This window comes from Flexivirga oryzae (assembly GCF_014190805.1).
GTDB classification, from domain to species: Bacteria; Actinomycetota; Actinomycetes; order Actinomycetales; family Dermatophilaceae; genus Flexivirga; species Flexivirga oryzae.
Genome location: NZ_JACHVQ010000004.1, coordinates 26,994 through 50,210, shown reverse-complemented (window position 1 = coordinate 50,210; position 23,217 = coordinate 26,994). Strand labels below are relative to the sequence as shown.

Sequence of the window (23,217 nt, the reverse complement as noted above, 5' to 3'; positions counted from 1 at the left end):
AGGCTCAGTAGGAGAAGGCCAGCGGTTTGTCCTCCGCGACCTGCTCCGTCGGGTGATAGGGGTCGGCGCCGCGACGCGTGTAGTCGAGCATCAGCTTGATCTCGACGACGGCGAGGACGGCATACAGGATCGTGTAGACGACCATCGAGGTGATGACGCTGGCAGCGGTGACCGTGGGTGAGACGCCGGAGGAGGTGGTCATCACGCCATACACCAGCCACGGTTGCCGGCCGGTCTCGGTGAAGATCCAGCCGAAACTGTTGCCCAGCACGGGAAGCAGCGGTGCTGCGACGCCTGCAACCACCAGCCAGCGCGGCGCGTCGGCACGGCCCTTGCGGGTCAGCCACAGGACTGCGACTCCGATCGCGGCGGCCAGCATGCCGATGCCGATCATCAGCCGGAACGACCAGTAGGCCAGTGGGATGTTCGGGGTGAAGACCGCATCCGCGGGCTGCACATAGCGGGCCGGCTCGCCCCGTGCTGCCGCTGCCCGCGAGATCTGGCCGGGCAGCTCACGTTTCAACTCGTTGACGCCCTCGACCTTGCCGTCGAAGGAGCCGGTCGCGAGGAAGCTCAGCACGCAGGGAACGGTGATCGCATACTTCTCGTGCTCACCGTTGAGCGACCCGATGGTGAACAGCGAGAACTCCGCACAGCTGTCACGTGTCGTGTAAAGCGCCTCTGCCGCAGCCATTTTCATCGGCTGCACCTCGGTCATGACTTTGCCCTGGGCGTCGCCGCTGATGGAGACGGCGAGGCCGGCGAGGATCGTGACGACGGCACCGACGCGCGCCGCCTTGCGATACATGTGCTTGTCGTGGCGGTGCCTGCGCATCGACCACAGGCCGACGCCCATCACCATCGCGCCACCGCACATGTATGCCGCGGCGACCACGTGCGGGAAGGTCACCAACTGCACCTTGTTGGTGAGCACGGCGACGAAGTCGGTCAGTTCGGCCCGTCCGGTCTGCGGGTTGTACTTGTAGCCGACCGGGTGCTGCATGAAGGAGTTGGCGGCGAGGATGAAGTATGCCGACAGCACGGTCCCGATGTGCACGACCCACATGCAGGCGGCGTGGATCTTCTCCGGCAACCGGCCCCAGCCGAAGATCCACAGCCCGAGGAAGGTCGACTCGAGGAAGAACGCGAGCAGTGCCTCGAACGCCAGCGGTGCGCCGAAGATGTCCCCGACGAACTTGCTGTAGTCCGACCAGTTCATGCCGAACTGGAACTCCTGCACGATCCCGGTGACCAGGCCGAGCGCGAAGTTGATCGTGAAGAGTTTGCCGAAGAACTTCGCCAGCCGGAGCAACTCGGGCGCATGGCGGCGCAGGTACCAGGTGTGGAATCCCGCCACCATCGCCGAGAGCCCGATCGTGATCGGCACGAAGAGGAAGTGGTAGACGGTGGTGATGGCGAACTGCCACCGCGCCAGGTCGAGAGCGTCCACGCCGCCTCCTGAAGATCGACTACTACACTATGTCGTAGCTGACCTTACTACGACCCGTAGTAGTTGTCGCATCGGGCTCCGCGTCCCACACCTCGCCGACAGGCCCAGAAACCACCGACAGGCCCAGCAATTCGGCCGTCTGCGGGCCTGAATTGCTGAGCCTGTCGGTGGTTGGTGAGCCCCTCGGTGAACAAGGGAGAGGGCGCCGGGGGCGATGCGACCCGTGGAAGGGGCGCGCGTCGGCGTGGGCGGCAGCCGTTGCTCAGAGCACGTCGTGGCCGGGGTGTGGCTCGGCGGGGATGGTGCCGAGGCGTCCGGCCTGGAAGTCCTCGAACGCAGTCACCAGTTCCTCGCGGGTGTTCATCACGAACGGCCCGTATGCCGCAACCGGCTCGCGGATCGGCCGGCCGCCCATGATGTAGAGCTCCAGGCTCGGGCTGCGGGACTCCTGGTTGTCGTCCGCAGCAACCTCGATGACGTCACCCGGGCCGAAGACCGCGAGTTGGCCCATCTCGACCGGACGGCGTTCTGCGCCAACGGATCCGCGGCCGGCCAGCACGTAGACCAGCGCGTTGAAGTCCTTGCGCCACGGCAGCTGCACGCGAGCACCGGGGGCGACCGTCGCGTGCACGACCGAGATCGGCGTGTGCGTGATCCCCGGGCCGTCGTGCCCGTCGACCTCGCCGGCGATGACGCGCAGCAGTGCGCCGCCGTCCGGGCTGGACAGCAGTGCGACCTCCTTGCCGCGGATGTCCTGGTAGCGCGGGTCGGTCATTTTCATCGTGCTCGGCAGGTTGACCCACAACTGCAGGCCGTGGAAGAGCCCACCGGACATGACCAGCGACTCCGGCGGCTTCTCGATGTGCAGCAGCCCGGATCCGGCGGTCATCCACTGGGTGTCACCGTCGGTGATGCGACCACCACCGCCGGTGCTGTCCTGGTGCTCGAAGATGCCGTCGATCATGTAGGTGACGGTCTCGAAACCGCGGTGCGGGTGCCACGGGGTGCCCTTCGGTTCGCCCGGCGCATACTCCACCTCACCCATCTGATCCATGTGGATGAACGGATCGAGATCCGCCATCGAGACTCCGGCGAACGCGCGGCGCACCGGGAACCCGTCACCCTCGAACCCCTGCGGGGCGGTGGTGACCGATCTGACCGGCCGCGACTGCGCACCCGGCTCGGGAGTCGACACGCGCGGGAGGGCCAGGATGTTCGACACTGTGACAGCAGGCATGCCATGACCAACTTACTTCAGATTTGAATTATTCCGGGCCGAGCACGGCAGGCTCACGCAGCTTGGTCTTCAGCCGGGTGAACACCGCGTCCAGCACGGCGACCTCGTCGGCGCTCAGGTCGTCGAGGAAGAGCTCGCGGACCGCCATCAGGTGCGCGCGGCCCGACAGGTCATACACGCGCTTGCCCGCCTCAGTCAGACAGGCATGTATGACGCGCGCGTCGCCCGCGTCCCGCTCGCGACATACCCACCCACGACGTTCCAGCACCCCGATCTGGTAGCTGAGGCGGCTGCTGGAGAACACCATGGCCCGCGCCAGGTCGCCCATCCGCAGCCGGTGGTCCGGCGCCTCGTCGAGCAGCAGCAGCAGGTTGTATTCGAAGAGCGTGAGGTCCGACTCCGCACGGAAGTGCTCGTCGAGCGCGGTCTGCAGCAGCACGCTCGACTCGAAGTAGGTCCGCCACATGCCGACTCGGGGCGATTTCATTCACCCCATCCTAACTTCAAATTTGAGAGGTTATCGTGTATGCCGTGACGACCCTCGAACTCCTGGAGCCTCGCGAAGTGCCGCTGGGCGGGCTGCGCGGCATCCGGGTGCGCCGCACCCTCCCGCACCGTGACCGGACGATGATCGGCGCCTGGTGTTTCGTCGACCACTTCGGGCCGACGACGACGCCGATGGATGTGGCACCGCACCCGCACTGCGGGCTGCAGACGGTCACCTGGATCTTCGACGGCGAGGTCGAGCACCGCGACAGCGAGGGCAACGTCCAGCTGATCCACCCCGGTGAGGTCAATCTCATGACGGCGGGGCACGGCATCAGTCACTCCGAGGTGTCCCGGTCCGAGGTCCTGCGCGGGGTGCAGCTGTGGGTGGCGCAACCCGACGCGGACCGCGACGGCGCAGGCGGCTTCGACCACTTCGCCACCCCAGTCACCGAGTTGTCGGTGATGGCGGGCGAGGCGACGGCGCGGGTCTTCGTCGGCGAGCTGGAGGGCGCGTCGTCGCCGGTCCGCACGTTCAGCCCGCTCGTCGCCGCCGAGTTGCACCTCGGGCCCGGGACCGCCGTCGATCTCGCGGTCGACCCGTCGTTCGAGCACGGTGTGCTGCTGGACGACGGCGCGTTGACGATCGCCCCGGGTGACGCCACCGAGGAGGAGGCGCTGGTGCTGCAGCACTCGGAGCTGGGCATCGTCGACGCCGGCCGCGAGCACCTGCGTTTCATGACCGGCGACGAGCCGGCGCGCGCCATACTCATCGGCGGCACGCCGCTGGACGAGGATCTGATGATGTGGTGGAACTTCGTCGCCCGCACCCACGAGGAGATCGTGGCCGCGCGTGACGAATGGCAAGCAGACTCAGGCAGGTTCGGCCACGTCGAGGGGTATGACGGGCCGATCGACCGCATTCCCGCCCCCGACCTGCCGCCGGTCCGCCTCAAGCCCCGCCGCGCCCGAGGTCACGCTCGCGGCTGACGGTCGAAACAGCCATCGACGGCCCAAATGAGGCTGTTGCAGTTTAAGTCGAGGGAGGATCGGTGTCGTTGCTCGTCGGGCTGGTGGGATGAGGGTGGCTGCGGGTTCCCCGCGGGCCGGTCCGTTCAGCTAGCCAAGGCGGCTTGGTGGATCTTGCGGAGGTTGAAAGCCGTTGCGGCCAGGTGGATTTCGGCGGTAGCAAGGTCGAGTCCCCGGCACGAGAACCTGCTGATGATCTTCTTCAGGTTCCCGATACCGGGTTCGACGGTCGCCCCGCGCCGCGTGTACAACTTGTGCCCGTCCGGGGTGCGTAACCGGTGCGCGTTCGCCTCGACCGGTGTCGCACCTTCCGGTGGTGGGCCGCTGGCCGGTGATTGTTTGACCGCACGCGCCTGGTCACGGCCCTTGCCCGGTGCGATGAGCCGGTCCGGTCCGGGCTCGGCCAGGTTCTGTGCGCTGTAGTAGCCGGCGTCCGCCAGGACCGTGCCGACCTGGTGGTTCGGGTCACCGGTGTGCTGGAACAACTCCTGCGCCACCTGGACGGCAGCGCTCATCATCGGCGCGAAACTCCCACCATCGGTCGGGTTCTGCCCGACCGAGACGGCCACGATGAGCTGATCACTGGTGACCGCGACCTGCGTGTTGTACCCCTGCACGAATCCTTTACGGGTCGGCATCAGCCGTGACTGCGGATCCGTAGTGTTCGCCACCAACCTCGGCTCCGGTTGCGTACCAGCGGACTGCTCCCGCCGTGTCGCGTCGGCTTCGGCACGTGCCAAGACCTGCCGGGCGTGCACTACCCCCGGTGCCTGATCGATCGGCCTGGGTCGACGCCCTCGATACCGGGCACCCGCCGTCGCCTCCCACCGATCCAGGCGTTCGGCCGCGAGGCGTTCTTGCAACTGCACCCGTGCACGCGCTTCGGCCAACCCGGCCTGTCCGCGCGGCATCCGCCCCTTGATCACACGTCCTTCCTGGGCAGCCCGCACGCGGCGAGCGACCATCTCCTGCCGCCCCTGGTCAGCCTGTTCCCGCTGGGCCCGTAACGCCTCCAACTCGGCAGCAGCCGCACGGATCCGCTCCCGGCGATGCGACCGGTCCTTCAACCCGACAGGCACCCGATCGGCACCGTCATCACCACCGCCCCGGTCAGCAGCCTGATCCTCGGCCGCATCAACCCGTTCGGCCTCGGCCACGATGGCAGCGCTCTGTTGCCGGGCAAACCATTCCGGGCCACGATTAGCATCAATCGAAGCATTCGCCGCGATCTTGGTCCCATCGATCGCGACCGTCCCACACCGTCCCAACCCGGCCCGACCCGCGACCAGCAACACCTGCGCGAACACGTCCGTGAACGCGTCCTTCGCACCCGTGCGGAACCGGGCGATCGTGCAGTGGTCGGGCACGTCCTGAGCACACAACACCCGAAATGCCACGTCCGTGACGCACAACCGCTCGATCTGTCGCGAGGACCGCACGCCTTGGCAGTACGCGTACACCAGCAACGACAACAACATGCGCGGGTCATACCCAGCCGCGCCCACTCCGCCCCGACGCCGCGTAGCACCCTCCACCGCCGTCAGGTCCAAGGCCTCGACCGCATCAATCACGAACCAGACCAGATGATCATCCGGCAGCCACTCACGCATATCCACCGGCAACAACATCGACTGATCCCGCAGCACCGGACGGAACGATCTCGCCATACCTAATTCTCCCCGCCCACCACTGCCACGCCCCCACAGACACGCCAAACTGCAACAGCCTCAAATATGGGGGTCAACGACTGTTTCAACCGTCAACGGCGGAGAACACCGTCAACCGTCACGCCACCCGGTGCTCCGGCGACCTGGTCAGCGCCGGGTCGCGCTGGGCGACCGCACCGAGGGCGTCGTCGATGCGGGCGAGCACCTCGGCGTCCAGCTTCACTCCGGAGGCCTTGACGTTCTCGCTGACCTGCTCCGGCCGGGAGGCGCCGATGAGTGCACTGGCGACGTTGTCGTTCTGCAGCACCCACGCCACCGCGAGCTGGGCCATGGTCAGTCCGAGGTCGGCGGCGATCGGCGCGAGTCCCTGCACCGCAGTGAGGGTTTCGTCGGTCATGAAGTCGGCGATCATGTCCGCGCCGCCCTTCTCGTCCGTGGCGCGGCTGCCGGCCGGCGGCTGCTGACCGGGCTGGTACTTGCCGGTCAGGATCCCCTGTGCGACCGGCGACCAGACGATCTGGGAGATGCCGAGCTCCCGCGATGTCGGCACCACCTTCTCCTCGATGACCCGCCACAACATGGAGTACTGCGGCTGGTTCGAGATCAGTTGGAAACCAAGGTCTTTCGCGAGAGCGTGCCCGGCACGCAGCTGGTCGGCCGTCCATTCGCTGACGCCGACATACAGCACCTTGCCCTGGCGGACCAGGTCCGCGAAGGCCTGCATGGTCTCCTCCAGCGGTGTCTCGTAGTCGTAGCGGTGCGCCTGGTAGAGGTCGACGTGGTCGGTGCCGAGCCGCTGCAGCGAGCCGTTGATCGACTCGTGGATGTGCTTGCGGGACAAGCCGGTGTCGTTGTGTCCCTTGGGGCCGGTCGGGAAGTAGACCTTGGTGAAGATCTCCAGGCTCTCGCGGCGTTGGCCCTTCAGCGCCTCACCCAGCACGCTCTCCGCGGCGGTGTTGGCGTAGACGTCGGCGGTGTCGAAGGTGGTGATGCCGGCGTCCAGTGCCGCGCGTACGCAGGCGATCGCCGCGTCGTTCTCGACCTGTGACCCGTGGGTCAGCCAGTTTCCGTAGGTGATCTCCGAGATCTTCAGGCCTGAATTGCCGAGGTAGCGAAACTCCATGTCGCCCACCGTACGACTCGTGGTGACGGCGCATTTTCGCGGCGTGGTCTGATGGGTGCATGAGCAACCACGCCTACGTCGTGACCGACATCGAGATCGACGGTTTCGAGCCGGGTGCCAACTCGATGCGGTCCTTCGCGTCGGTCGCCGTCGAGCCCGGTGGCGCGGAGCTGGGCCGGTTCGAGGCGGTGCTGGAGCCATTGCCCGGGTCCGCGCCGAACCCGGACACGCTGGCGTGGTTCCGCACCCAGTCACCGGAGGTATGGCGGGCCGCGACCGAGAACCCGCAGCCCGCCGACACGGTGATGACCGACTTCGCGAGGTGGGTGCAATCCTTAGGAGCACCAGCGCATTTCGTTGCTTCACCGGTCGCCTTCGACGGCGGGTGGATCGACTTCTACCTGCGCCGCTTCACGTCATACGGGCTCGTCATGGGCCCGGACGCACCCAACCCGCTGTTCACCGGGGCGCTCTGCCTGCGCTCCCTGGCGGCGGGCGTGACGGGCGCCGACCCGGCGACCTTCACCGTGCACGATCTGCCGAAGAGCTGGTTCGGCGACGTCCCGCACACCCACCGGGCGATCGACGACGCGCTCGGCTACGCCAATCTGTTGGCGACCCTGCTCAGGAAGCAGCGCTGACGGTCTCCGGCGCGGGCGAACTCGCGGCGGCGAGGCCGACCCGCGCAGGGAGGTTGTCCCATCCGCGCAGGACACGCGTGGGACGACGTTTCGCGCCGGGTAGGAGGTCGACAACGCCGAAACGGTCGTAGAGTGCACGCAATCCGACCTCACCCTCCATCCGGGCCAGTGCCGAACCGAGGCAGTAGTGCCGACCGGCCGAGAACGACAGGTGGTCGCGGGCGTTCTCCCGGCGTATGTCGAACCGGTGCGGGTCGTCGAAGATCTTCGGGTCGCGGTTCGCACCAGCGAGGACGGTGACGATCAATTCGCCCTGTTTGACGGGAGTTCCGACAATTTCGGTGTCGCGACCGGCCTGCCGTCCGGTGAGTAGGACCGGCGGGTCGTAGCGCAGGACCTCATCGATCGCGTTCGGCCAGCGGTCGGGCTCGTCGCGCAACAGCTGCAGCTGGTCCGGGTGCTCGTCGAGCAACCGGATGCCGTTGCCCAGCAGGTTGACGGTCGTCTCGAAGCCGGCGGCGAGCACCAGGCCGGCGGTCGCTTTCAGCTCGCGCTCGTTGAGCTGTGCCTCGTCGTCGCTGACCCGCACCAGTTGACTGAACAGGTCGTCCCCGGGGTGCTCTCGCAGGTGGTTCAGGTGGCCGCCCAGCCAGGCGTCGAACTCGTCCAGCGCGTCCTCGACCTCACGGAAGCGCCGCCAGCGCAGGCCCATGTCCAGGCTGGGCGCGGCCAGGGTGCCGAGCCTGAGCACGAGCCCGCGGTCCTCGGCCGGCACCCCGAGGATCTCGGCGATGACCTCGACGGGCAGCTTCGCGCAGTAGGCCTCCACCAGGTCGACCGGACGATCCGCCGGGATCCGGTCGAGCAGGTCGGCGGCGATCTCCTCGGTGCGTCCACGCAGCTTCTCCACCGCCCGGGCGGTGAACACCCGCGTGACCAGCTTGCGGTAGCGGGTGTGGTCGGGTGGCTCGACCGCGAGCAACGACGGCGCCTCGACCGGGTTCAGCCCGTCACGCTTCGCCCATCGGCCCAGACGACCCAGCACGGTGCCGTCCTCGAAGACGAACCCGGCGTGGACGTCGTTGCTGCTCAACGTCTCCCGCACTGCTTCGTGGTCGACGGTGATGTGGCCCAGTCGCCAGCGCGCGAGTGGCCCCTGGTCGCGGATCTCACCGAGCAGCGGCATCAGTTCCTGGGTGCTCAGGTGCTCCGCGTCCGAGGTGATGCGGCCCTGGAAGTCACCACGCCGCGCGGCCACCCGCATCAGCCGGCCGGGCAGACCGTGGCCCAGCCCCCACCGGACGCCGCGCTTCATCTGGTCGGTGGGCCTCATCGCGCCTCCGTGTTTACGACAGGTGTAGTGGACTACTTCACAGTAGGCCCGTCACGCCCGGATTGCCACCCCCTTCGCCCGCCCTCTTCAGTGGACGGCGCGGCGGCGCGCGTATTCGGCCAAGGCCGCATCCAGGTCCGACTCGGTGAACGCCGGCCACATCTTGTCGCTGAAGACGATCTCGGCGTGCTGGCTCTGCCAGGGGAAGAAGCCGGAGATCCGGCGCTCCCCGCTGGTGCGGATCACCAGGTCGATGTCCTTGATCGGCCCACCGGGCAGGCGCGCGTCGATCGCCTGCACGAGAGCATCCCCCTCGGGCTCCTCACCGTCGGCCAGCAGTGTGCGCACGGCGTCGACCAGGCTCTGTTTCGGGTCGTAGCCGATGGCGAGTGTGAGATGGCTGCGCCGACCCTCGGTCGCCCGGACGGCCTGGGTCAGGGCCGCCGCGCAGGAGGCGGGCAGCAGACCCAGATCACCGGCGATGTGCAGTTGCCACTCGTCGGACCGCCCCAGCCACGCGGGCACCAACTCCTCGACCAGCCGGAACAGGTGGGCGACCTCGTCGGCGTCCCGCTTCCGAATGTTGTCCGCCGAGAGCACATACACGCTCGCATGATGTATTCCTCGAACCGTCAACCACCGCAGCAGATCCGCGAGATGGTCAGCGCCGGCGCGGTGCCCGGCGCTGACCCGCGCCATACCCGCGGCCCTCGCCCAGCGACGGTTGCCGTCCATGATCACCCCGATGTGCGCGGGCAGGGTCCCGCCGGCCGATGCCGTGGTCGTCATACCCCCATCCTCGCAGCGCAGGCTGAGTCCTTCGGAATACCGTGGCTGCCATGTATGACGAGCTGCCGCCGACCGGGCGGGTCCGCGCCCGCAAGCTGGGGCTGGCACCCGGCACTGGTGTACCGGGGCCGACGAACACCATCGTGGACGTCGCCGGAGTCCGGGTCGGCCAGGTCACGCTCCACGAAGGGACCCGGCTGCACACGGGTGTGACGGCGATCGTCCCGGACGCCGTGGACAACGCCGGCGGGCGCCTGCCGGCCGGGCTGTTCGTCGGCAACGGCCACGGGAAGCTCGTCGGTGCAACGCAATTGGTGGAGTTGGGCGAGATCGAGACACCGATCCTGCTGACCGGCACCCTGTCGGCGTTCCGCGCCGCGGACGCGCTCGTGTCGTATGTGCTCGCCAAGCCGGGCAACGAGCACGTCGAATCGGTCAATCCGGTGGTCGGAGAGACGAACGACGGTCACCTGTCCGACATACGCAGCCGGCCGATCACCGAGGCGCACGTGCTGCAGGCGCTCACGTCGGCATCGTCGGACCCTGTCGCGCTGGGTTGTGTGGGCGCCGGCAGCGGCACTGCCGCGCTCGGTTTCAAGGGCGGCATCGGCAGCGCGTCGCGGCGGGTCGATCTGCCGGGGCACGGCACGGTCACCGTGGGCGTCCTTGCACAGACGAACTTCTCCGGCACTCTCACGGTGTCCGGGGTGCCGGTCACCCCCGACGAGGCATTGGGCGACGTAGTGGATGCGACTGCACCCGAAGGGAATTCGTGCATGCTGGTCGTCGCCGCCGACGCCGGGCTCGACTCCCGCCAGCTCACCCGCGTCGCGACCCGGGCCGTCTTCGGTATGGCGCCGGTCGGATCCGACTTCGCACACGGCAGCGGCGACTACGCGATCGCCTTCGACACCGCTCCCGCCGGAAACCTGCCCGATGCCGGACTCAACCCGATCTTCTCCGCCGTCCAGGAGGCGGTGGCCGAAGCGATCCTCGACTCGCTCTTCCTGGCCACGACCACCCACGGCGTGCACGGGCACGTCAAGCATGCGGTGCCGCTGGACTTCGTCGTCGAGAAGTGCCGAGCGGCCGGCGTTTTCGAGCGATGATCTCGATACGCTCCTTCGTCGCTACTCGATCCGCGCGTGGGTCGTAGCGACTCGATCCGCGCGTGGGTCGTAGCTACTCGATCCGCGTGGGTGGTACGCGATCAGCGCGTCACGAAGGTCAGGCGGAGGTCGTCGCCGAGATAGCGGTAGCCGAGTGCGCGGTAGATCTTGTTGGACGTCGGGTTGGCCAGCTGGGTGTAGAGCATGCACAGGTGTCCGGCGTCCTGCTCTCGCCGGCTGGCGGCTGCCACGACCGCACTGGCATAACCGTGTCCGCGTTCCGCCCGTGGCGTGTAGACGCCGGACACCCGGACCACTCCGCCGAACGCGTCACTCGCCCAGCACATCGCGACCGGACGGTCCTCGACGACCCAGAGACTGACCTTGCCGATGCCGATCTGCCGGCGCGCGGTCGCCTCCGGATCGTTGAGCTGGTCGCCGGTCTCGAGCATGAACGCGCTGACCCACGACGCCACCAGCGCCACGTCCGTGCTGCCCGCGATGCGCAGCTCGCCCTCGACGGGCCACGGCAGGTGTGCGCGGACCGGCAGGTCGTAGACACCGATGCCCTCCCGTCCGCGCACCTCCACGCCGGATCCCGGCAGGTAGTGGTCGACGAACTCGTCGACCGCGTCCTTCGGGCCACTGACTCCGGTCACCCGCGTGCGGCCGGCCAGCAGGTGGTCGGCAAGCGCGGCCGCGGCGCCCGGCACGTGTTGCGGCAGGTGGAGCGGGTGCGGCGGCGTCTGCATGGCCACGAGCACGGGCTGCTCGGCTGCGTCCTCGACGACCCACCAGTGCGGGTCGGTGAACCGGGTCGGCTCGCTCACCAGCGACGCCGCAACCGTCGAGAACACCGAGTAGGCAACGGGGTTGGCCTCAACGAGGGCGGCAGCAGCGTCGATCGCGGCCGGCGGGTCGGTCACCGGACGGACGTGCCACTGCGCTCTCGCCATGGAGCCATAGTCACAGATATCCCGCGCGGTTTCGACACGCTCCCCCGCTACTCGACCCGCACGGGTGGTGCAGGCGAGCCGTATCGAAACCCTCGCCGCTCAACTCACGAAGCTGGGAACGACCTCGTCGATGAACAGCTGCAGCGAACGCTTCTTCTGCTCGTGGGTCATGCCGTTGTCGATCCAGTAGCTGAACTCGTCGACACCCATGTCGGCATACCCCTTGATGCGCTCCACGACCTCCGCGGGCGTCCCGATCATCGCCGACTTGTGCAGCGACTCGACGGCGAACTCCGGCTTGTCCGCAACGCTCTCCAGCGGTGACGGTTCCAGGAACCCGTCGGTCGGTGTCGTCTTGTTGCTCGCCCACGCACCGAACGTCCGGTAGTAGCGGCTGACCGCCTCGGCGCCGACACGCCACCCGTCGGGTTCCGACTCCGGATGCACGAAAGTGTGTCGCAACACCATCAATTCGGGCGTTGCGGCTCCCGGGTGCTTGGCGACCGCTGCGTCGCGCTTGTCCACCAGATCCTGCACCTCGCCGTCGTCCTTCATCAGTGGCGTGACCATGACGTTGCAACCCTGCTCGACGGCATACTCGTGCGACTCCGGCGAGCGGGCGGCGACCCAGATCGGCGGGGCGGAGTTGACCGGTTTCGGAACGCTCGTCGAGGTCGGGAACTTCCAGACCTCTCCGTCGTGTGCGTAGTCGCCCTTCCACAGCTCACGGATCGCCGGGATGATCTCCCGCATCGATGCTCCACCTTCGGTGGCTGACATACCGCCTGCGAGCCGGTCGAACTCGAACTGGTAAGCGCCGCGCGCGATTCCGAGCTCCAGCCGGCCGTTGCTGATGACGTCGACAAGTGCCGCCTCACCGGCCGCACGGACCGGGTTCCAGAAGGGGGCGATGATCGTGCCGGCACCGAGGTGGATCTTCTCGGTGCGTGCCGCGAGATAGGACAGTGTCGGCATGGGACTGGGTGAGACGGTGAACTCCATCGCGTGGTGCTCGCCGATCCAGATCGTCGAGAAGCCGCCCGCTTCGGCGAGCAGCGACAGCTCCACGAGGTTCTCGAACAGCTCGCGGTGCGAGACGGACTCGTCCCAACGCTCCATGTGGACGAAGAGTGAAAAGCGCATCAGCGGCCTGCCTTCCTTCGGTTGTGCCGTGTGGTCAATGTGATGGGGGTGGATCGGACAGCACCTCGTATGCCGCGGACCCGACGTGCCGGCGCATCGCGATCTCCGCGCCGATGCCGTCCTTCTGCTGGATGAGCTCCAGGACCGCGCGGTGTTCTGCCACCGACTGCCGGAGCCGGCCCGGGTGCTCGACGGTGCTGCGGACGAACCGGTGGTAGGCGAGCTGATTCATCAGGGTGCGGTAGTGCTGGGTGAGCTTCTGGTTGTCGGCACCGTGGACCAGCGTCTCGTGGAACTCCTTGACCAGTCCCGCGTAGGTCTCGGAGTCGCGGCGCGCCGCTGCATCCTCCGAGGAGGTCACGTTGGCCTCCAGAACGAGCAACTCCTCGGTCCGGCCCCGCTGCGCGAGCAAGCGGGCCGCCATACCCTCGAGCACTTCCTTCAACTCGAACAGCTCGACGATCTCCCGCCGCGAGACCTGCCGCACGAAGGTGCCGACCTTGGGCCGGATCTCGACCAGGCCCTCGACCTGCAGCTGCTTCAACGCCTCGCGGATCGGAGTCCGGCTCACATCGAAGTGCTCGGCGAGGCGCACCTCGGACAACGCCATCCCTGGTTCGTACGAGCCGCCGAGCACGAGTTCGCGCATACGGGTGAGCAGGTCGCCCTCGGCGGCCGTGGCATCGTGGTCAGAAGTGTTTCGCTGCATTTTCCGGACGGTACTCGACGTCGTCATCGGATCAGCCGCGCATCACGAACGGGTCGCCGATCGGACCCTCGTCGGTGTTGATCCAGACGCTCTTGAGCCTGCTGTACTCCTTCATGGTTTCGGCGCCGTGCTCGACACCGACCCCGCTGCTCTTGAAACCCTGCCGAGGCGACATCGGTGACATCGCCCGGTAGGTGTTCACCCAGATCGTGCCGGCGTCCAGCCGGTTCGCCATCCGGTGTGCGCGGGCAAGGTTCGTGGTCCAGACGCCTGCCGCGAGACCGTAATCGGTGTCGTTGGCGAGCGAGACGACCTCGTCCTCGGTCGTGAAGCGCATCACCGCCGCGACCGGCCCGAAGATCTCCTCGCGCACCACCCGCATGTCGTTGGTGACGTCGGTCAGCACCGTCGGCTCGAAGAAGAAGCCACCCAACCCGCCGTCGCTCGAGGTTCCGCCGGTGAGCACCGTGGCGCCCTCACTGCGGCCGAGGTCGACGTATGACGCCACCTTGTCGCGCTGGTCCCGGAAGGCCAGCGGTCCGAGCTCGGTCGTGTCGTCGAGCGGATCGCCCAGTTTGATCGACTTGGCCCGTGCCGCGACGCGCTCGAGCAGCTCGTCATACACCGACGCGTGGGCGAAGACCCGGCTCCCTGCGATGCAGGTCTGCCCGGCAGCGGCGAAAATGCCTGCCACGACGCCCATTGCGGCGTTCTCCACGTTGGCGTCGTCGAAGACGATGTTGGGTGACTTGCCGCCGAGCTCCAGCGTCGAGCCGATGAACCGGCCCGCGGTCGCGGAGGCGATGCGGGACCCGGTCAGCGTGCTCCCCGTGAAGGAGATCTTCGCGATCGAGGGGTGGTCGACCAGGGCCTGACCCGCCTCCGCGCCGAAACCGGTGACGACGTTGAGCGTGCCGTCGGGGAAGCCCGCCTCGGTGACCAGCTCGGCCAGCCGCAGCACGGACGCGGAGGTGTGCTCGGACGGCTTGACGACCATCGTGTTGCCCATGGTCAACGCCGGTGCGAGTTTGCTCGTGGTGAGCGTCAGCGGGGAGTTCCACGGGGTGATCGCGCCGACCACTCCGAGCGGCTCGCGCATCGTGTAGTTGAGGATCGCACGGTTGGACGCCGGGATCACCGATCCCTCGATCTTGTCGGCCAATCCTGCGTAGTAGTAGTAATACTCGGGCAGGTTCGACATCTGACCGCGCATCTCTCGCAACAACTTGCCGTTGTCGAGACTCTCGATACGAGCCAACTCGTCGGCGTGCTCGCCGATGAGGTCACCCAGCCTGCGCAGCAGGTGCCCTCGTCGGGTCTGGCTCAGGTCGCGCCACCGCGGGTCCTCGAAGGCCCGTTGCGCCGACTGCACCGCACGAGCGACGTCATCGGTGTTCCCGCGCGCGGCCTGGTAGATCTCCTGACCGTTCGCCGGGTTGATGCTGGCGAAGTACTCGCCGGAGGCGGGCAGCTCGTATGTGCCTGCGATGTAATGGTTTCGCTGTTCGGTCATCGTGAAGCTCCTTCGATGAATGGGACGAGCGCGTGGATGAGTGCGTCGGGTTGCACGACGGGGAACATGTGCCGTGCGCCGGCCACGACCTCGGCCCGGCAGTCCGGGATGCGCGCCGCGAGACGCTCGGTCATGTCCGGGGTCGAACCGGGGTCGTCAGCACCGGTGATCGCCAGTGCCGGGCTGGTGATGCCGGCCAGTCGGGGGGCCAATTCCTCGTCCGCCGTGGCGAATACGCGGTAACAGGCGAGGTATGACGGCCGGTCGTTCGCGAGCAGCGTCGCGCGGGTGGCCGCAACCACTTCCGGATCGACATCGGTGCCGGTGAACCACCGGTCGATGGACGCCTCGACGGACGCCTCGAAGTCGGAGTCCGCGGTTGCGAGCCGCCCGAGCACCGACGCCCGCTCGGCGTCGGTTCGTGCGCAGACCGAGCTGACGCTCGTCAGTGACGCGACGGTCTGCGGTTGCGTGACGGCGATGTGCTGCGCAACGAGCGCACCCAGTGAGAACCCCACGAGATGTGCCGGCCGGTCGAGGCGTTCGACGACGTCACGCGCCAGGTCCTCGAGCGTGGTGCCCGCCGGTGCGGCAGCGTTGGCGCCGTGACCGAGCAGGTCCGGCGCGACGACACGCAGCTCGTGCGGCAGGCGCGACCGGACCGGGGCCCACATCGTGTGGTCCAGTCCGACGCCGTGCAACAGCACGACCGTCGCAGTCACCATTGCTTACTGCTCGGTCGACAGGGCCGCGAGGCGCTGCTGGGGACGTCCCTGGGCCGCAGCGGCCAGGCCGATCAGGATCTCGTCGGGGTGCGGCGCGTCGGCGACCCGCACCTCGAAGGTCTGGTGGTGCGAGCGGATCGTCGCGTCGGTGAAGTGCTTCAGCGGCACGTCGAAGGTCACGCCGGCGGGCCCGCGCTTCTCCACGGCGGGCAGCAGCGTGCTCGCGGAGGTCGCCTTCCGGTAGTGGTCACCGAACTTCAGCGTGTGGATGAGTGCCGACGCGTGCTCGATCTCGCCGTTCAGGCCGACGATGGCCGCCTTGCCGTACGCCTCCACCGGCGCGCCGAGCAGTTCCACCACCCGGGGGGCGATCAGGGCACCGAGGTCCGACGCGGTCGCATCGATGCCGGGGCCCAGGTCCTCGACGAACCCTTGCCCGGCCCAGGGGTTTTCGATCACAGCGGCGACGAAGGCGACCCGCGCCGCGGGGTTGACCGGCCGACCACCCTCAGCGGTGGTCTCCTCGAGGACCGAGATGATTTTGCGAACGTTCATGACTTCTCCTTGAGGGTTGCAACCGTGACCACCGGGTCGGTGGTGCGGTCTCCGATACGGGGGTGCGGGCGCCCGCCGGTGGACGCGGCCGCGAGGATGACGATCTCCTCGGGATGGGGCATGTCAGGCAGCGACGCAGTGACCGTCTGATAGTGGCTGCGCGTCGCCGCGTGCGTCTTGTGCCACATCGGCACCGGGAAGCTCTCACCGGCACCGCCGCGCGTGTCCGCGAAGCAGATGATCGACTGCCCCTCGAGGAACTCACGCAGCAGGTTACCGAAGTACGGGGTGTGGATCAGCGCGCTACCGTGCTCGATCTCACCGGACGTGCCGACCACCGCCGCCTTCCCGAACGCCTCGATCTGATCGACGCCGCCCAGGGTCTCGATGAGCCGCGCCGAGATCACGTCCGCGAGCAACGGCGCCACCCGCTCGACCTCTGGTGCCAGGTCTCGCTGCGGGGTGGTGCCGACCCACGGGTTGCGCAGCACTGCCGCGACGACGGCGCGCCGGGCGCCGGTCTGCGGTGCCAGCCCGCCTTCCAGGAGGACCTCGTCGGTCTGCACCACGAGCTTGCGCAAGCCCCACTCGTCGCGCAGACGATCGACGTACGTGTCGTCGGTACCGGGCGAGATCCGAGTGTCGGTCACGGTCATGTCACTCTCATCCGTCGAGCCGACTTCCATCGGCGATTGCATACATGGTGTTGCAGGCCACTGACCTGTTGTATGCATACAAGCTAGCCCCGCGCCGGCGAATCCGTCAACCATACAAGTCCTTCGATGTGGTTCAACGACCGTGAAATATCGCCACAATCCCTGCAATTCCGGGGAATCCTCAGAGTATTGAGCCACGACGGGACGATTCTCTGGGCGGGTCGCGAGGAACTTTTTTCGCCATACCCCTTGACTTGTTGCATGGTAGTTGTCAGATTTGTGTCATGCACCACATCACCTCTGAGACCCTGCAGGACCTGTGGATCGCGGTCTGGGACCGCGGCGAGGTCGACGTTCTCGACCGTGTCCTGGCCCCGGACTACGTGCGGATCAACAGCGTCTCGCGGGCGGAGACCACCGCGGAGGCGCTGAAGGCGGAGATCACCGAGATCCGCAAAGGCTTCCCGGACCTGCGCACCACGATCGACTCGATCGTCATGGACGACGAGCACGTCGCGGTGTTCTGGACGTCGGTCGGCACGCACACCGAGACCTTCCTCGGCGTGCCGCCCACGGGGGCGACGGTGCGCACCTCCGGGTCCAACTTCATGACCCTGCGCGACGACCAGCTGGTCTCCGAGCAGGTCACGTGGGACGGCAGCGAACTGCTGGCCTCCCTCGGCGTGCGGTCGCTCCGTGACGCGGCACCGGTCCCCGAAGGTCAGGGAAACGTCGTGGCGCCGTTGCGTGGCGAGCCCGATCCCGAGCTGATGAAGGGCTTCAACCGTCAGTTCGTCACCGGCGTCACGGTGGTCACCACCACCGACGCCACCGATGCGCCGCGAGGCCTGGCGGTCAACGCCTACGCGTCCATCTCCCTCGAGCCACCGCTCGTGATGGTGTGCGTCCAGAAGACGTCCTCCACCTACCCGGCGCTCTTCTCGGCGACCCACCTCGGCATCAACATCCTGGCGGCGAGCCAGACCGACGTCGTCGCGAGCTTCGCCCGCAGCGGGCACGACAAGTTCGCCGGACTGGCGTGGCACTCCGGCCCCGACGGCAGCCCGCTGATCGACGGGTCATCGGCCGCACTCGAGGCGGAGATCCGGGAGCGCTACCAGGCACAGACGCACACGGTCTTCGTATGCCGCGTGCGGCACGCCGAGGTCAGCGGCGACGACCCGATGATCTACCGGGCCGGGAAGTTCTACCACGGCTCACAACTCTCGCCACTCGGCTGACCGCTCCACCCCCACTTCTCCCCCTCCGACCGAATGGACCTCCCATGAAAGGCATTTCGATGGCACCGGACACGGCACGGCCTCCGGCCGCACCTCCCGCTGAGCAGCAGCGGGACTTCGAATACCGCAACCAGGTCGCAGTTGTCGAGCCGTACGGCGTCGACGCGATCCCCGACTCCGAGCGGCACGGCCGGCCGGTGTCGCAGTTCTTCATCTGGTTCGCCGCCGGGATGAACTTCCCGATCATGGTGCTGGGCTTCAGCGCCGTCGGGATGGGCCTGTCGCTGACAGCTGCCGTGACCGCCATCCTCGCGGGCTCGTTCCTGGGCGCGATCGTCATGGGCATCCTGTCCCGGATGGGTGGCCGGCTCGGAGTCGCCCAGCAGATCCAGGCGCGCGGCCCGCTCGGCTTCTTCGGCAACTTCGTACCGGTCGCCTACGTCAACGTCTTCGCCGGCATCGGCTGGGCCGCGGTCACCATCATCCTCGGCGCTCAGGCGCTGCATTCCCTGGTGCCCGCGATCCCGACCTGGCTGTCCGGGCTGGTGCTGGTCCTGGTGCAGTTGACCGTCGCCGTCTACGGCTACAACATGATCCACTTCCTGGAGCGGATCCTCGCGGTCGTGCTGGGTTGTGGCTTCGTGATGATCACCGTCGTCTCGTTGTCCCGGAGCTCCAGCGGCAACTTCAGCGCCAACCACCACGCGAGCGGCTTCATCGGCAGCACCGGTGGCTGGATCACCTTCGCCGGCTACTTCCTGTCCTTCCTGATCGCCTGGTGGCCCTTCGCATCCGACTACTCGCGCTACCTGCCGGACAACAACAAGGTGAGCCGTGGCACCGGCTTCTGGACCTTCCTCGGCAACTTCGTCTCCCTGTCCTGGCTCGGCATCGCCGGCGTCATCCTGGGCAGCTCGGCGGCCGCGGGTGAGTCGCCGATCGACGCATTGCACCGGCTGACCGGGCCGTTCGCAACTCCGGCTCTGCTCACCGTGTTGCTGTCGTCGTTCTCGCAGAACTTCCTGAACGTGTATGGCGGAGCCATCTCCATCCAGACGCTGCGCATCCCGGTCAGCCGCCGCACCGCCGTGATCGCCATCTGCGCCGTCGCCTACGTGATCAGCCTGTGGGCCGACGCCGAGTTCGAGGCGAAGTTCAAGAACTTCCTCTTCCTGGGCGCCTACCTGATCGCACCGTTCGGAGCGATCCTGCTGCTGGACTACGTGCTCAACAAGCGCCACGACCGAGCCCGAACGCAGGAGCTCTACGACTCCCGCAGAGTGCTCGAATGGGGCTTCGTCGCCTGGCTGATCGGTGCCGTGGCATCGTCACCCTTCTGGAACCTGTCGTTCTACACCGGGCCGTTCGCCAAGGCGCACCCCGGCGCGGGTGACCTGAGCTACTTCGTCGGATTCGCCGTGGGCGCAGTCGCATTCGCACTGCTCTACCGGTTGCCCCCGCTCTGGCACCGTGCGACGCCGGTCTTCGCACACGAGAGCGCCGCGGACTCGCCGGCACACATCTCCGCCCCGGGTGACGTGCACTAGTCACCCGGTCCCGAACGACGGCGCCCCACGACTGGTCGTGGGGCGTCGTTCTCAGTCCGCGAGGAGGTCGGCGGAGCCGCGCACGCAGCTGAGCGGACCGAGCGAATCCATGATGTCCAAGGCCTTCTCGTGCAGCTCGGCCGTCGCGCCCGCGCAGGCGTCGCGGACCACCGTCACCGGGTTGCCGGCGTCCGCGGCGCCGAGCACCGTTGACAGAACACAGCATTCGGTTGCGACACCACACACCACCAGCGGTGCGGATCCGACGACCCCCTGCAGCGCCGGGGCCCACTTGGAGAAGGTCGGCTCGTCGACGACCGGCGCATCCTGCGGCACGGTAAGGGTGAGGTCCCACTGGGCATCGTCCGGTGGCAGCCGGAAGTCGCTCCACTGGTCGTAATAGGCGGCCCACCCGCCGGTCTCGGTCGGGTCGCGCACGAAGCGCGTGTAGACGGTCCGCCCGGTGAACCTCCCGGCCAGCCGCTCGATGACGGGCGTGATGGCGTCATACCCCTCGGCATACCAGCCGGAGGTCGGGTCGCCGAAGGCGTGCTGCATGTCGATGACGACGAGCCAAGGCTCCATATGGACTCCCATGTGATTGCTGTAACACTAGCAAGGGATGAAAGGGGATCAGGACGTGTCGATCGCAGACGGTGAACGGCCGATCGAGGAGGGTGTGCGCACCGACTTCCGGTCGCGGATGACCTACAGCGGCTACCTCGATCTGGACAAGCTGCTGGACGCTCAGCATCCGGTGAGCGAGCCGGTCCACCCGGACGAACTGCTCTTCATCATCCAGCACCAGACGACCGAGCTGTGGTTCAAGCTGGTGCTGCACGAGCTGCAGGCGATGCGCAGCTACCTGCAACACGAAGACGTCAGCCGAGCCCGCAAGGGGATCGCACGGGTCAAGCACATCTTCCGCACCCTGGCCGAGCAATGGTCGGTGCTGGCAACACTCACCCCGAGCGAATACTCCGAGTTCCGAGGCTTTCTCGGCTCCGCGTCCGGTTTCCAGTCCTACCAGTACCGGTGCGTCGAGTTCATCCTGGGCAACAAGAACGCCGGCATGCTGCGTGTCTTCGAGTCCGACCCCGCGCACCACGCCGGGCTGCAGGAGTTGCTCGACGCCCCCACCGTGTACGACGCGTTCCTGCACTTCCTCTCCGCGCGCGACCACGACGTACCGGCGCAGATCCTGCACCGCGACGTGCGCAAGGCGTGGGTCGAGCAGCCGGAGCTGATCCCGGTCTTCCAACGCATCTACGAGGATCCGGACGCGCACTGGGCGGAGTACGCGATGTGCGAGGACCTGGTCGACCTCGAGGACGCCTTCCAGCTGTGGCGCTTCCGACACCTGCGGACGGTGCAGCGCACGATCGGTTACAAGCAGGGCACCGGCGGCAGCTCCGGGGTCGGCTTCCTGAAGCGGGCACTGGACCTGACGTTCTTCCCTGAGCTCTACTCGGTGCGCACCGAGATCGGCAAGTGAGATGACCGGGGACATCCTCAGCCGGCTGCCCGATCACCTTGTCGCGGAAGCGAAGGCGCTCGATGAGGGTGATCCGTTGGCGGCCTACCGTGAGGAGTTCGTGCACACCGACGCCGTCGTCGCCTACCTGGACGGCAACTCGCTCGGTCGGCCGCTGGCCACGACCCGTGGGCGGCTCGGTGACTTCGTCGCCGAGGACTGGGGCGAGCGCCTCATCCGTGCCTGGGACGAGCAGTGGATGGAGTTGCCGCTGCACCTCGGGGACCGCATCGGCCGTGTCACGCTGGGCGCCGCACCCGGCCAGACCGTCGTCGCGGACTCGACCACGGTGCTGCTCTACAAGCTCGCGCGCGCGGCGCTGGCCGCCCGGCCCGGTCGCACCCGGATCGTGGCCGACACCGAGAACTTCCCCACCGACCGCTACATCGTCCAGGGGATCGCCGCCGAACTCGGCCTGACGATCCGCTGGATCGAGCCGGACCCGGCGACGGGGGTCACTGCCGAGGAAGTCCGCGCCGCGGTCGCGGACGACACCGCACTGGTCCTGTTGAGCCACGTCGCCTACAAGTCCGCACACATCGCCGACCTGCCGGCCATCACCCGGGTCGCCCACGACGCGGGGGCGCTGGTGCTGTGGGACCTGTGCCACTCGGTGGGGTTGCTGCCGATCGGGTTGGACGCCGCGGGGGTCGACCTGGCGGTCGGGTGCACCTACAAATACCTCAACGGCGGGCCCGGGGCGCCCGCCTTCGGGTATGTCGCAACCGCTTTGCAGGACAACGTGGTCCAGCCGATCCAGGGCTGGATGGGGCACGCCGAGCCCTTCACGATGGGACCGTCATACACCCCGTCGGGCGGGATGCGCCGGTTCATCAGCGGAACACCACCGGTGCTCGGCATGTTGCCGATGCAGGACATGCTGGCGCTCATCGAGCGGGCCGGTGTCGACGCGATCCGCGAGAAGTCGGTGCGGCTCACCGAGTTCGTGATCGACCTCGCCGACGAGGCGCTCGCACCGCTCGGTGTCACCGTGGCCTCACCGCGTGACCCGTTGACCCGCGGAGGTCACGTCACCCTCGAGCACGACGGCATGCAGGACGCCATCGCGCAGCTGTGGCAGCGTGGCGTCATACCCGACTTCCGGCGGCCGCGAGGACTGCGGGCCGGAATGTCCCCGCTGTCAACGAGTTTCGTCGAGGTGGCCACAGCAATGGCACACCTGCATCAGATCCTGAGCGGTCAGGACTGACCTTCGGTCGCCGGACGCACCAGGCGCTCGTCCGGCACCACTGCCACACCCATGATCTCGATCAGCGCGTCAGGCTGCCAGAGTCCGGTCGTGCCGATGCCGGCCATCGCCGGGTAGACGGGCCCGGCGAGCTCGCGCCATACCTTGCCGATCTCGTGTCCGTGCGCCTGGTAGTCGGGGATGTCGGTCAGGAAGATCGTGATGCTCACCAGGTCCTCCGGGACGCCGCCCGATGCACGCAGCGTGGTGAGCACGTTGCCGAACGCCTGCCGGAACTGCTCCACGATGCCACCCGGGACGATCTTCATGTCTGCGTCCAGTGCGGTCTGTCCGCCCAGGTAGAGGGTGTTGCCGCTCAGGGTGCCGTGTGAGTAGCCGCTCGGTGTCGGCAGCTCGGCCGGATTCACCGGCAGCGGGCGTAGGTCGTTGGTCATGGGCACTCCTCGGCTGATCGGCTGCGTCCGGTTCACCGTAGCCGATCTATTGACACTTGCACAACGATCGTGCGCATAATGAAATGTCAGCGCGTTGGAGACCACCTCGGTCTCACCGACTGAAAGGACT

At 67.6% G+C, this 23,217-nt stretch carries 23 protein-coding genes; 7 read left to right on the top strand and 16 right to left on the bottom strand.

The window, feature by feature from the left end:
* Window positions 1-4 precede the first annotated feature (4 nt).
* The 3 genes from FHU39_RS19435 to FHU39_RS19425 form a co-directional block, all read right to left on the bottom strand.
* Window positions 5-1,450, bottom strand: a complete 1,446-nt coding sequence (locus FHU39_RS19435) for a cytochrome ubiquinol oxidase subunit I (protein WP_183322393.1) — start codon at window positions 1,448-1,450, stop codon at window positions 5-7.
* Window positions 1,451-1,712: 262 nt separating this feature from the next.
* The gene (locus tag FHU39_RS19430) at window positions 1,713-2,687 is read right to left on the bottom strand and encodes a pirin family protein (protein WP_183322392.1); all 975 of its coding nucleotides are present in this window, start codon (window positions 2,685-2,687) and stop codon (window positions 1,713-1,715) included.
* Between the two features lie 28 nt (window positions 2,688-2,715).
* Window positions 2,716-3,174 carry a MarR family winged helix-turn-helix transcriptional regulator gene (locus FHU39_RS19425; protein WP_221185737.1) on the bottom strand — a complete coding sequence of 153 codons (459 nt, stop codon included), beginning with the start codon at window positions 3,172-3,174 and terminating at the stop codon, window positions 2,716-2,718.
* Window positions 3,175-3,218: 44 nt separating this feature from the next.
* Between FHU39_RS19425 and FHU39_RS19420 the strand changes: the two genes are divergently transcribed.
* Entirely contained in the window at window positions 3,219-4,163 is a 945-nt protein-coding gene (locus FHU39_RS19420) for a pirin family protein (protein ID WP_343066022.1), read from the top strand.
* A gap of 125 nt (window positions 4,164-4,288) precedes the next feature.
* On the opposite strand, the gene FHU39_RS19415 is transcribed toward FHU39_RS19420, so the two are convergent.
* Window positions 4,289-5,869 (bottom strand): transposase, encoded by a 1,581-nt coding sequence (locus tag FHU39_RS19415; protein WP_221185736.1) that lies wholly within the window; start codon window positions 5,867-5,869, stop codon window positions 4,289-4,291.
* A gap of 118 nt (window positions 5,870-5,987) precedes the next feature.
* Window positions 5,988-6,992: an aldo/keto reductase family protein gene (locus FHU39_RS19410; RefSeq protein ID WP_183322391.1), complete on the bottom strand. Its 1,005-nt coding sequence runs from the start codon at window positions 6,990-6,992 to the stop codon at window positions 5,988-5,990.
* Window positions 6,993-7,051: 59 nt separating this feature from the next.
* On the opposite strand from FHU39_RS19410, the gene FHU39_RS19405 reads away from it, so the two are divergent.
* Window positions 7,052-7,633: a 3'-5' exoribonuclease domain-containing protein gene (locus FHU39_RS19405; protein ID WP_183322390.1), complete on the top strand. Its 582-nt coding sequence runs from the start codon at window positions 7,052-7,054 to the stop codon at window positions 7,631-7,633.
* On the opposite strand, the gene FHU39_RS19400 is transcribed toward FHU39_RS19405, so the two are convergent.
* Both FHU39_RS19400 and uppS read right to left on the bottom strand, forming a co-directional pair.
* Window positions 7,617-8,966, bottom strand: a complete 1,350-nt coding sequence (locus tag FHU39_RS19400) for a cytochrome P450 (RefSeq protein ID WP_183322389.1) — start codon at window positions 8,964-8,966, stop codon at window positions 7,617-7,619. The two genes, FHU39_RS19405 and FHU39_RS19400, sit on opposite strands and share 17 nt — an antisense overlap.
* Before the next feature lie 87 nt (window positions 8,967-9,053).
* Window positions 9,054-9,755: a polyprenyl diphosphate synthase gene (gene uppS / locus FHU39_RS19395; RefSeq protein ID WP_183322388.1), complete on the bottom strand. Its 702-nt coding sequence runs from the start codon at window positions 9,753-9,755 to the stop codon at window positions 9,054-9,056.
* A 50-nt stretch (window positions 9,756-9,805) separates the two neighbouring features.
* Here uppS and FHU39_RS19390 point away from each other — a divergent pair, with 50 nt between their 5' ends.
* Window positions 9,806-10,864: a P1 family peptidase gene (locus tag FHU39_RS19390; RefSeq protein ID WP_183322387.1), complete on the top strand. Its 1,059-nt coding sequence runs from the start codon at window positions 9,806-9,808 to the stop codon at window positions 10,862-10,864.
* A 101-nt stretch (window positions 10,865-10,965) separates the two neighbouring features.
* Here FHU39_RS19390 and FHU39_RS19385 read toward each other — a convergent pair whose 3' ends face one another.
* The 7 genes from FHU39_RS19385 to FHU39_RS19355 all read right to left on the bottom strand — a co-directional run bounded on the left by FHU39_RS19385 (window position 10,966) and on the right by FHU39_RS19355 (window position 17,121).
* Complete coding sequence (locus tag FHU39_RS19385) at window positions 10,966-11,820, bottom strand: GNAT family N-acetyltransferase (protein ID WP_183322386.1); 855 nt, start codon at window positions 11,818-11,820, stop codon at window positions 10,966-10,968.
* Window positions 11,821-11,919: 99 nt separating this feature from the next.
* Window positions 11,920-12,963 (bottom strand): LLM class flavin-dependent oxidoreductase, encoded by a 1,044-nt coding sequence (locus tag FHU39_RS19380; protein WP_183322385.1) that lies wholly within the window; start codon window positions 12,961-12,963, stop codon window positions 11,920-11,922.
* 34 nt (window positions 12,964-12,997) lie between these two features.
* Complete coding sequence (locus tag FHU39_RS24810) at window positions 12,998-13,672, bottom strand: GntR family transcriptional regulator (protein WP_281379811.1); 675 nt, start codon at window positions 13,670-13,672, stop codon at window positions 12,998-13,000.
* Window positions 13,673-13,703: 31 nt separating this feature from the next.
* A complete protein-coding gene (locus tag FHU39_RS19370) occupies window positions 13,704-15,185 on the bottom strand; it encodes an aldehyde dehydrogenase (protein WP_183322384.1) in 1,482 nt (493 codons plus the stop codon).
* The gene (locus tag FHU39_RS19365; protein ID WP_183322383.1) at window positions 15,182-15,910 is read right to left on the bottom strand and encodes an alpha/beta fold hydrolase; all 729 of its coding nucleotides are present in this window, start codon (window positions 15,908-15,910) and stop codon (window positions 15,182-15,184) included. Before FHU39_RS19365 ends, FHU39_RS19370 begins: the two co-directional genes overlap by 4 nt.
* 3 nt (window positions 15,911-15,913) lie before the next feature.
* Entirely contained in the window at window positions 15,914-16,465 is a 552-nt protein-coding gene (locus FHU39_RS19360; RefSeq protein ID WP_183322382.1) for an amino acid synthesis family protein, read from the bottom strand.
* Window positions 16,462-17,121 (bottom strand): amino acid synthesis family protein, encoded by a 660-nt coding sequence (locus FHU39_RS19355; RefSeq protein WP_183322381.1) that lies wholly within the window; start codon window positions 17,119-17,121, stop codon window positions 16,462-16,464. The genes FHU39_RS19360 and FHU39_RS19355 overlap by 4 nt, the downstream gene beginning before the upstream one ends.
* A 284-nt stretch (window positions 17,122-17,405) precedes the next feature.
* Between FHU39_RS19355 and FHU39_RS19350 the strand changes: the two genes are divergently transcribed.
* Together FHU39_RS19350 and FHU39_RS19345 are read left to right on the top strand one after the other, a co-directional pair.
* Window positions 17,406-18,362, top strand: coding sequence for a flavin reductase (locus FHU39_RS19350; protein WP_183322380.1), 957 nt, complete (start codon window positions 17,406-17,408; stop codon window positions 18,360-18,362).
* Window positions 18,363-18,406: 44 nt separating this feature from the next.
* Window positions 18,407-19,909 carry a purine-cytosine permease family protein gene (locus tag FHU39_RS19345; protein WP_246336769.1) on the top strand — a complete coding sequence of 501 codons (1,503 nt, stop codon included), beginning with the start codon at window positions 18,407-18,409 and terminating at the stop codon, window positions 19,907-19,909.
* Window positions 19,910-19,960: 51 nt separating this feature from the next.
* Here the strand turns inward: FHU39_RS19345 and FHU39_RS19340 are convergent, their stop codons facing one another.
* Window positions 19,961-20,494 carry a cysteine hydrolase family protein gene (locus FHU39_RS19340; protein ID WP_221185735.1) on the bottom strand — a complete coding sequence of 178 codons (534 nt, stop codon included), beginning with the start codon at window positions 20,492-20,494 and terminating at the stop codon, window positions 19,961-19,963.
* 37 nt (window positions 20,495-20,531) lie between these two features.
* Between FHU39_RS19340 and FHU39_RS19335 the strand changes: the two genes are divergently transcribed.
* The gene (locus FHU39_RS19335; RefSeq protein WP_183322378.1) at window positions 20,532-21,404 is read left to right on the top strand and encodes a tryptophan 2,3-dioxygenase; all 873 of its coding nucleotides are present in this window, start codon (window positions 20,532-20,534) and stop codon (window positions 21,402-21,404) included.
* A gap of 1 nt (window position 21,405) precedes the next feature.
* On the top strand, window positions 21,406-22,653 hold the full coding sequence (locus FHU39_RS19330; protein ID WP_183322377.1) for a kynureninase: 1,248 nt from the start codon (window positions 21,406-21,408) through the stop codon (window positions 22,651-22,653).
* Here FHU39_RS19330 and FHU39_RS19325 read toward each other — a convergent pair.
* Window positions 22,644-23,087, bottom strand: a complete 444-nt coding sequence (locus FHU39_RS19325; protein WP_183322376.1) for a RidA family protein — start codon at window positions 23,085-23,087, stop codon at window positions 22,644-22,646. The two genes, FHU39_RS19330 and FHU39_RS19325, sit on opposite strands and share 10 nt — an antisense overlap.
* Window positions 23,088-23,217: the final 130 nt, after the last annotated feature.

Bases quoted from the DNA above. Each gene is read 5' to 3' on its own strand.
- FHU39_RS19430 (WP_183322392.1), bottom strand. From the start codon at position 2,687: ATGCCTGCTGTCACAGTGTCGAACATCCTGGCCCTCCCGCGCGTGTCG.
- FHU39_RS19425 (WP_221185737.1), bottom strand. From the start codon at position 3,174: ATGAAATCGCCCCGAGTCGGCATGTGGCGGACCTACTTCGAGTCGAGC.
- FHU39_RS19415 (WP_221185736.1), bottom strand. From the start codon at position 5,869: ATGGCGAGATCGTTCCGTCCGGTGCTGCGGGATCAGTCGATGTTGTTG.
- FHU39_RS19410 (WP_183322391.1), bottom strand. From the start codon at position 6,992: ATGGAGTTTCGCTACCTCGGCAATTCAGGCCTGAAGATCTCGGAGATC.
- FHU39_RS19405 (WP_183322390.1), top strand. From the start codon at position 7,052: ATGAGCAACCACGCCTACGTCGTGACCGACATCGAGATCGACGGTTTC.
- FHU39_RS19400 (WP_183322389.1), bottom strand. From the start codon at position 8,966: ATGAGGCCCACCGACCAGATGAAGCGCGGCGTCCGGTGGGGGCTGGGC.
- uppS (WP_183322388.1), bottom strand. From the start codon at position 9,755: ATGACGACCACGGCATCGGCCGGCGGGACCCTGCCCGCGCACATCGGG.
- FHU39_RS19390 (WP_183322387.1), top strand. From the start codon at position 9,806: ATGTATGACGAGCTGCCGCCGACCGGGCGGGTCCGCGCCCGCAAGCTG.
- FHU39_RS19385 (WP_183322386.1), bottom strand. From the start codon at position 11,820: ATGGCGAGAGCGCAGTGGCACGTCCGTCCGGTGACCGACCCGCCGGCC.
- FHU39_RS19380 (WP_183322385.1), bottom strand. From the start codon at position 12,963: ATGCGCTTTTCACTCTTCGTCCACATGGAGCGTTGGGACGAGTCCGTC.
- FHU39_RS24810 (WP_281379811.1), bottom strand. From the start codon at position 13,672: ATGCAGCGAAACACTTCTGACCACGATGCCACGGCCGCCGAGGGCGAC.
- FHU39_RS19370 (WP_183322384.1), bottom strand. From the start codon at position 15,185: ATGACCGAACAGCGAAACCATTACATCGCAGGCACATACGAGCTGCCC.
- FHU39_RS19365 (WP_183322383.1), bottom strand. From the start codon at position 15,910: ATGGTGACTGCGACGGTCGTGCTGTTGCACGGCGTCGGACTGGACCAC.
- FHU39_RS19360 (WP_183322382.1), bottom strand. From the start codon at position 16,465: ATGAACGTTCGCAAAATCATCTCGGTCCTCGAGGAGACCACCGCTGAG.
- FHU39_RS19355 (WP_183322381.1), bottom strand. From the start codon at position 17,121: ATGACCGTGACCGACACTCGGATCTCGCCCGGTACCGACGACACGTAC.
- FHU39_RS19350 (WP_183322380.1), top strand. From the start codon at position 17,406: ATGCACCACATCACCTCTGAGACCCTGCAGGACCTGTGGATCGCGGTC.
- FHU39_RS19345 (WP_246336769.1), top strand. From the start codon at position 18,407: ATGAAAGGCATTTCGATGGCACCGGACACGGCACGGCCTCCGGCCGCA.
- FHU39_RS19340 (WP_221185735.1), bottom strand. From the start codon at position 20,494: ATGGAGCCTTGGCTCGTCGTCATCGACATGCAGCACGCCTTCGGCGAC.
- FHU39_RS19335 (WP_183322378.1), top strand. From the start codon at position 20,532: ATGAAAGGGGATCAGGACGTGTCGATCGCAGACGGTGAACGGCCGATC.
- FHU39_RS19330 (WP_183322377.1), top strand. From the start codon at position 21,406: ATGACCGGGGACATCCTCAGCCGGCTGCCCGATCACCTTGTCGCGGAA.
- FHU39_RS19325 (WP_183322376.1), bottom strand. From the start codon at position 23,087: ATGACCAACGACCTACGCCCGCTGCCGGTGAATCCGGCCGAGCTGCCG.